The 8070-nt window shown below is 57.8% G+C and carries 3 protein-coding genes and 2 pseudogenes; 2 read left to right on the top strand and 3 right to left on the bottom strand.

The window, feature by feature from the left end; genetic code table 11:
- Positions 1–712 (top strand): GDP-mannose 4,6-dehydratase (locus QJT78_RS46330; protein WP_281460678.1); only part of this gene is annotated, 712 nt, incomplete at its 5' end.
- A complete protein-coding gene (locus QJT78_RS46325) occupies positions 684–1691 on the top strand; it encodes a GDP-L-fucose synthase (RefSeq protein WP_038951999.1) in 1008 nt (335 codons plus the stop codon). The genes QJT78_RS46330 and QJT78_RS46325, both read left to right, overlap by 29 nt.
- 274 nt (positions 1692–1965) lie before the next feature.
- On the opposite strand, the gene QJT78_RS46320 is transcribed toward QJT78_RS46325, so the two are convergent.
- From QJT78_RS46320 to panB, 3 genes and pseudogenes are all read right to left on the bottom strand, one after another.
- Positions 1966–5082 (bottom strand): efflux RND transporter permease subunit, encoded by a 3117-nt coding sequence (locus tag QJT78_RS46320; protein WP_028153850.1) that lies wholly within the window; start codon positions 5080–5082, stop codon positions 1966–1968.
- Positions 5083–5592: 510 nt separating this feature from the next.
- Positions 5593–6458 (bottom strand): annotated as a pseudogene (gene panC, locus QJT78_RS53350) (pantoate--beta-alanine ligase).
- Positions 6412–7298, bottom strand: a pseudogene (gene panB / locus QJT78_RS46310) (3-methyl-2-oxobutanoate hydroxymethyltransferase). Before panB ends, panC begins: the two co-directional pseudogenes overlap by 47 nt.
- Positions 7299–8070: the final 772 nt, after the last annotated feature.

The following is an 8070-nucleotide window of genomic DNA, read 5'->3' as shown; positions in this document are numbered from 1 at the left end:
CCTCGGCATGGAGAAGGAGACGCGGTTCTACCAGGCCTCGACCTCCGAGCTCTACGGCCTGGTGCAGGAGATCCCGCAGAAGGAGACGACGCCGTTCTATCCGCGCTCGCCTTACGGCGTTGCAAAACTCTACGGCTACTGGATCACGGTGAACTACCGCGAAGCCTACGGCATGTTCGCGTCGAACGGCATCCTGTTCAACCATGAGAGCCCGATCCGCGGCGAGACCTTCGTGACCCGCAAGATCACCCGCGGCGTCGCGCGTATCGAGGTCGGGCTGGAACAGACGCTCTATCTCGGCAATCTCGAAGCCAAGCGCGACTGGGGCCATGCCAGGGACTATGTCGAGGGCATGCACAAGATCCTGCAGGCCGACAAACCCGACGACTTCGTGCTCGCCACCGGCGAGATGCGCTCGGTGCGCGAGATGGTCGAGCTGTCCTTTGCCCATGTCGGCCGTCGCATCGCCTGGCGCGGCAAGGGCGTCGAGGAGACCGGCGTCGACGAGACGAGCGGCAAGATTGTGGTGAAGATCGATCCGACCTATTTCCGTCCGACCGAGGTCGATCTTCTCGTCGGCGACGCCAGCAAGGCGCGCGAGGTGCTCGGCTGGACGCCGAAGCGCAGCTTTGCCCAGCTCGTCGAGGAGATGATGACGAGCGATCTGGCGGAGACAAAACGGGATGCGGCCAGTGGCAAACGCACCGTTTGAGCTGAGGGGCAAGAGCGTCTACGTCGCCGGCCATCGCGGCATGGTCGGAGCCGCGCTGGTGCGCCGGCTGGCACGGGAGGAGGTGCGGCTCGTCACGGTCGACCGGCGCGAGGTCGATCTCTGCAACCAGGCCGCCGTGTTCGACTGGTTCGCCAGGACGCGGCCGCAAGTGATCTTCCTCGCCGCGGCCAAGGTCGGCGGCATCGTCGCCAACAACACGCTGCGCGCCGAGTTCATCTACGACAACATCGCGATTGCGGCGAACGTGGTCCAGGCCGCGCATCAGAACGGCGCCGAGAAGCTAATGTTTCTGGGCTCGTCCTGCATCTATCCGAAGCTGGCGCCGCAGCCGCTGCGCGAGGATTCCGTGCTCACCGGTCCGCTGGAGCCGACCAACGAGCCCTATGCGATCGCCAAGATCGCCGGCATCAAGATGGCGGAGGCCTATCGCAGCCAGTATGGCAGCGACTTCATCAGCGTGATGCCGACCAATCTGTACGGCCCCGGCGACAATTATCACCCCGAGCTGAGCCACGTCGTCGCCGCGCTGATCCGCCGCTTCCACGAGGCGAAGGTTTCGGGAGCGAAGCGCGTCATCGTGTGGGGCACCGGCACGCCCCGGCGCGAGTTCCTCTATGTCGACGACATGGCGGATGCCTGCGTGCACCTGATGAAGACCTATTCGTCGCCGGAACCGGTCAATATCGGCACCGGCGAGGACATCACCATCGCCGATTTAGCACTGATGGTCGCGGCCGCCGTCGGCTTTCGCGGTGAAATCAGCTTGGATACGTCGCGCCCGGACGGAACGCCGCGCAAGCTGCTGGATGTTAGTCGGCTGTCCAGACTCGGCTGGCGAGCCACCACCTCGCTCACGGAAGGCATTCAGCTGGCATACCGGGTGTTTTGCGCTGAGAGAGACGGACGGCTCCAGAGTGATCTGCTCGTTCTCGACAAGGCAGCCTGCATCACCGGCTAGATCATATCGAGCAATGTTCCGAAGGGGCTGAGCCTTGCGATGATCTGTCAGCCCTCCTTTTTGATCAAGAGAGCACCGATTCTCCTTTGGTCGAGCTTGGGCGTCAGGTCTCCGTGAATACCCGGCGCCGCTTTAACCTGGGGCGGCAGCAGCGGATCTCCGACTGTTAACCGCCGAAAAGATGCGCCCAGTTTGGCACCAAGCACGCGAAGTTCTCGATGTGTAAAGAACCGTGAAGTGGTCCTAAGCTCCTTCGCGCGTCACACTAGCAAACCTAGATGATTTGATGGTCATGCTTTGTTACCTCGGCATCAGCAGCGCTGGTGAAGTCGCGCTCGGCGAGGTTCGCGCGGACGACACCCCCATTACCACGGTGATCGGACGCGATCGCGACATAGACCGCCGGGAGCACGAATAGCGTGATCAGCGTGCCCGCAGACATGCCAGCGGCGAGAACGAGTCCGATCGAGAACCGGCTCGCGGCGCCAGCTCCGGTTGCCGTCAACAAGGGTATGAAGCCCGTGACCATTGCCGCCGTGGTCATCAAGATTGGGCGCAGTCGGACACGCGCCGCCATCTCTATAGCCGAGCGACGGTCAAATCTCTCCTTGAACTGCAGCTCATTGGCGAACTCAACCATTAGGATGCCGTGCTTTGAAATCAACCCGACCAGTGTCAACAGTCCAACCTGGGTGTAGATGTTCATGGTCGCCCAGCCGAGGAACGGCGGAATCAAGGCGCCGACCATTGCCATCGGCACGCTGATCATGATGATGAGCGGATCGCGCAGACTTTCGAACTGCGCCGAAAGCACTAAGAATATGATGATGAGGGCAAATGCAAAGGTAATCGCCAATTGATTACCCTCGTGCACGTACTGGCGGGCGTCGGCCAGGAAGTCGTAACTGAAGCCTGGGGGCAGTTTCTTCGCCTCGGCTTCTAGGAAATCCACGGCCTGTTCGATCGTGACGCCGGGCATCGGCACGGCCTGAAAGGTCGCGCAGTTGAGCTGGTTGTAGTGGGTGAGCGCATTCGGATCGGTCGCAGTCTCGGTGGAGACTACGGTAGACAGCGGAAGCATCGATCCCGTCGCAGTCTTCACATAATAGCTTCCGATTGATTGCGGCACTAGCCGTTCCTCTCGCGGCACCTGCGGGATCACCTCGTAGGAGCGGCCCTGCAGATTGAAGCGGTTGACGTAATTTCCCCCAAGTAAGGTGGCGAGCGCGTTACCGACGATCTGCATGGTGATGCCAAGCTCGTTAGCCTTCGATCGATCAACCTTGATTCGTACCACCGGCTGGTTGAACTCGAGGTCGGAGTCGCTCACCATGAAGAGGCCGCTCTTCTGCGCGGCATCCTTCAACTTTGACATCTGCTCGTGGATGGATTGAAAGCCAAGAGTCGAATTGATCACCATCTGGACTGGTAGGCCACCAGAACCGCCCGGCAGCGGAGGCAAGCTAAAGGCAAACGCGTTGATGCCTTCGATTTTGGATAGCTCGGCCTGAACAAGCGACTTTAGTACAATCGATGATCGCTTGCGTTCGTCCCAAGGCTTGAGCAACATGCCGGCCATGCCACTCTGCTGGCCGCCAATGCCATTGAACACGAAGCTCAAGTCAGTCTCTGGAACTTTTTTCAACGCGCTTTCAAGCTTGGTGCCATAATAGTCGAGGTAGTCGATATTGGCGTATTTCGGCGCCTTAGTTAGCGCGAATATGATACCTTGATCCTCCTCCGGCGCTAGTTCCTTGGAAATATGCATATAGAGAAAGCCGACAAGTCCCAACATGGTCAGCGCAAATAGGCCGGTAATTGGGCGATAGTCGAGCGAACGGTCGAGCTTGCGGCCGTACCATCGTGTTACGGCACTGAACCCGCGGTTCACAAGCCTTGCAAATCGTCCCCCCTTGGCGCGCCTCAGGAAGAGAGAGCACATCATGGGCGACAGCGTCAAAGCGACCACACCGGACACGATCACCGCTCCTGCCAGCGTGAACGCGAATTCGCGGAACAGGCCACCGGTGAGGCCGCCAAGGAATCCGATCGGGGCATATACCGCAGCCAAGGTAATCGTCATGGAGATAACCGGACCGACGATCTCGCGCGCGCCCCTTGTAGCAGCCTGTAGCGGAGCCGCTCCTTCTTCTAAATGGCGATGAATATTCTCCACCACCACGATTGCGTCGTCGACCACGAGGCCGATCGCGAGAACCATCGCAAGGAGCGTCAGGAGGTTGAATGAGAACCCCAGCGCCAGCATCATGCTGCAGACACCAACGAGAGACAACGGAATAGTAACCACAGGAATGATGACGGACCGCAGCGAGGCCAGGAAAAGAAAGATCACGACGACCACAACCACGACGGCCTCAATGAGCGTCTTCTTCACTTCGTCGATCGATGATTGAATAAACTTGGATGAGTCGTAGGCCACTTTCATCTTCAGCGGCGGCGGCAGGTTACGCTCCATTTCAGGAAACAGCGCCCGAACGCCTCGCACTATGTTTAGCGGATTGCCTTCCGGGCTCGCTTGCACGCCGACAAAGACCGCGTGGTCGCCGTTCATCGTGACGGTAGTGTCCGTCATCTGCGCGGCAAGTTCGACTACCGCAATGTCTTCCATGCGCACAAAGCCACCGTCATTCGCCTTGACAATCATACGCTTGAAATCGTCAACACTCCGCAAATCCGTATTTGCTGTGACATCGGAGATAGTGAAATAGCCCTTGGTCTGGCCTGCCGCAGCCTGGAAGTTGTTAGCTGCGATTGCAGCCGAAACTTCAGCCGGCGATATGCCATGCCCAGCCATTTTCGCAGGGTCTAGCCATAGCCGCATCGCAAAACTCTGGCCGCCTAGGATGTCAGCCGCTGAAACGCCGTCGACGGTTGAGATAACCGGTTGCACGACGCGCGTGAGGTAGTCGGTGATCGCACTGGCCGCTAGCTCATCGCTGGAGAAAGCGATATACATGACAGCATTCGTCTGACCGCTCGACTTCGTGACGACTGGATCGTTTGATTCCTTCGGGATCAGGTATTTGACTGAGTTGACCTTGGAGAGCACCTCCGTGAGCGCTTCGTTTGGATTGAAGTTCAGCTTGATGTAAACTTGAATAGTCGAGACACCAAGCATAGACGAGGAACTGATGTAGTCGACGCCTTCGGCGGACGCGACTGCTTGCTCAAGGGGAGTGGTGATGAACCCCTGGATCATGTCGGCCGAGGCGCCAGGATAGGCAGTCGTGATATTGATGACCGTATTGGTTAGCTTCGGATATTGCCGGATCGGCAGTAGGACCGCGGCGCGCAAGCCGATCAGCAAGATCAGGAAACTCACGACGATTGACAATACCGGACGTTTGATGAAAAGCGCGGTAAATGTCATGTCAACTCGTATTCGGGATTGGGATGTAAATCTGCCACCAACTTTAAGGCAATGGTCAGCAATGCGGCGACTGTGCTAGAGCCCCCGCTGTAGAGCTCGTGCCCTTTTTGCGTTTATCGGCGAAAGGCCCGACAAGAATAGTTGATTAGAACGCAACGACTTCTAGCCGGGCATTAGTTCAGGCTTCGCACTTCGACATCGGAATTACAAACGACCTGACCGGTACTCAACTCTACAAAGGTAAGTGAGTGATATAGCATCGGCTGCAAAGCACTATACCAAGGTTTATCGAGTTCGCCGCTGATCACCGTCGCAAGACTTGCGGAGTTGCTAAACACAAATTCTTAGCCCCGCATATTCAGTGCGCGCCCGCTATCGCTTCGCTAACTCGCCGAACAAAGCCGTCTCGGGGCTTGCCCTCTGCTGCCAGTTCGATATGCCTCTCGGAACAGTGCTTTGAGCGTTTCTGTCAGCTCAATAAGCTGCGCTCTGGCTTGTCCACGCCTTGCGCTACCGAGTTGGCAACGCCAATACCACTTTGTCGATCCGACGCGTTGAGCCAACGTAGGCGGCCGTACATAGCGCCGCGGGGAGTCGCAGTGGACTATCGGCGGTTTTGGGCGTGTCACCGTCGATAAGTCAAGATACTGCAATGTGTCAACCGCCTCCAAATGCCTTGGCAGCCGCAATCAGCTTTTGTCCGTTGCACTCTCCAGACCGAAAATCATCGAGCGCCGCGGGCAGCCCCTGGTTGATTGCAAGGGCCTGCTGCGCGCTTCCTAGCTGAGATAGCGATTGCGACTACTCATGGCGGGCCCATCCTTTTCACGAACCGTCGGTACGGTGACGATCTCGATCGGGACATTGAGATCAACCACCATGCGACGCACGACTACGCATTGCTGAACATCCTTCTGGCCAAAAAAGCGACGTGGGGCTGCACCATGTTGAACAACTTGCAGACGACAGTCGCCACACCGCGAAAATGTCCGGGCCTGAAAGCGCCGCATAGAGGTTTCGCGAGGTCGTCAGGTCCAACAAAGGTTTCGAAATTGCTCGGATAGACTTCCTGTGCATCGGGCGCGAAGAGGATCGCAACACCAGATCCCGGCACAGTTCTTCATCGCGCAAGAAGTCGCGCAGATAGGTGCTGAGATCTTCATTTGCTCCGAACTGAGTGGGGTTAACGAAGATGCTGACCACGGTCACATCGCATTTTGCTTGGCTCGCTGCGATCAGCGCCAGGTGGCCATCGTGGAGATAGCCCACCGTCGGCACAATCCGGCCCTTTGATTGGCACTGCGGGATTTTGCGAGAGTGCGGCGAAGTTCAGCGACGCTCGTGATAATTTGAGGTGGATGGCGCCCAGTTGGCAATTGCCTCCCCAACGCCTTCGGGAAGCCGATAGGACTCTTGCGGGCCGGGGAACGCGCCACGGCGGACATCCGCTGCCCCGCGCGAAAGCGCATCATGGAACTGCTGAAAGCCTTCCGTATAGGCGGGAACGAATTTGGGGCGATGACCTTCGGTTTGGCCCAGCACGTCATGAAACAGAGCACCTGCTCTGAACAGTCTGGGCCCGAGCCGATTCCGATCGTCGGTATTGTCAAGGAATCGCTTACTCGAGCAGTAAGCTCAGCCGGAGTGCCCTCCAATACCAAAGCGAAACAGCTGGCCTCCTGCAGACGATGAGCATCATCGAGCAAACGCAGCGCTTCATCCACTTTGCGGCCCTGCACTTTGAAGCCGCCCATGACATTAACGCTCTGCGGAATAAGACCGAGATGACCCATCACGGGAATCTCGCAATCGACAATGGCACGCACCATCTCGATTCTTTTGCCACCGCCCTCGAGTCTCGCCGCAGCTGCTCCTCGCTGCAGAAATCCGCCAGCATTTCGTATGGTCTCCTCAACGCTGACGTGGAAGCTAAGAAAGGACATATCGGCGACGAGCAAGGCACGCGGTTTGCTGCGTACGGCGGCTTCGAGGTGATGGTTCATCATCGCAACACTTACTGGAGGCGTGTTTTCGAATCCAAGGCAGACGTTACCCCCGCTGTCACCGACGAGACTGATATCGATGGAAGGATCCGGGATAGGCGCCGCAACCGCGTCGTAGGCAGTCGTCATGACTAGACGCCGGCCGTCCTGCTTCCACCGCTGCAGGAGGGGAATTGTGATGCGGTCGACCGGTTGCTCCGAAACGCGACTCATTTGAACTCAGTTCGATTTTTAGCTGCGAACTGACAAAGCTTTGAACTTCAACCAACTCGCCGCCTATTGCAAAGTTATAGCGATCCCCAGCGCTCGAGTTGATCGAGTATCCCACGCGATCAGCAGTCTGGTTGCTACAATTCTTCAGCGTCAATCCGCTCTTCGTCGCTGTCCAAGAAGGACAAAGGGCAAAAAGTGAGTTGCGTATGGGCTTGGTGGATCCGCGCACCAGCGCCGTTGAGAACACACCATCGCGAGGCACGTGCGCGAGAATGACATAGGTCGAAGTCGCCCATAGGAGTTCTTGTTCCATATCTCCACAAGCCCATCGGTGGAATGGCCACTTCGAAATAAGGATGTGGATCGAGGGTGGCGGAACCGCGACAATGAAGATTGGCCTCCAGCACATCCTTCGCAGCGACTACTTTTCTCGCCAAGTGTTTTGCGCACCCGCGACTTCCCTGTGAGAGCGGAAGAAATCTGTCGACCCGCCAAGAAGAAAGGAAAGACCCTCTCGGAAATCACCCGCAGATGGTGAAAATTCCTTTTGGTTGCGTCATCAACGCCAGCCCTTCGCTTGCTGTAGGTCTTGCGGGCGTGTTCGGCTTCGGCCGATTCGCGGGCCGGCTGTCGCGTCGGACCGATCGGGTTTACTTCTACAGCCCCGTGGGTCGGTCAAAATCCCCCGGGTATGGTCACTTGAAACTCCCCCACCTGATGATCGCCGTCAGCGCCGCTGAACAGCAGTAGCCGGTCAGGCAGGACGTTTATG

It is taken from the genome of Bradyrhizobium sp. Mp27, from assembly GCF_029953005.1.
Lineage (GTDB): Bacteria > Pseudomonadota > Alphaproteobacteria > Rhizobiales > Xanthobacteraceae > Bradyrhizobium > Bradyrhizobium barranii.
The sequence above is the reverse complement of the archived record's forward strand: the minus strand, read 5'-3'. Positions and strand labels throughout refer to the sequence as shown.

Bases quoted from the DNA above. Each gene is read 5' to 3' on its own strand.
- QJT78_RS46320 (WP_028153850.1), bottom strand. From the start codon at position 5,082: ATGACATTTACCGCGCTTTTCATCAAACGTCCGGTATTGTCAATCGTC.
- QJT78_RS46325 (WP_038951999.1), top strand. From the start codon at position 684: ATGCGGCCAGTGGCAAACGCACCGTTTGAGCTGAGGGGCAAGAGCGTC.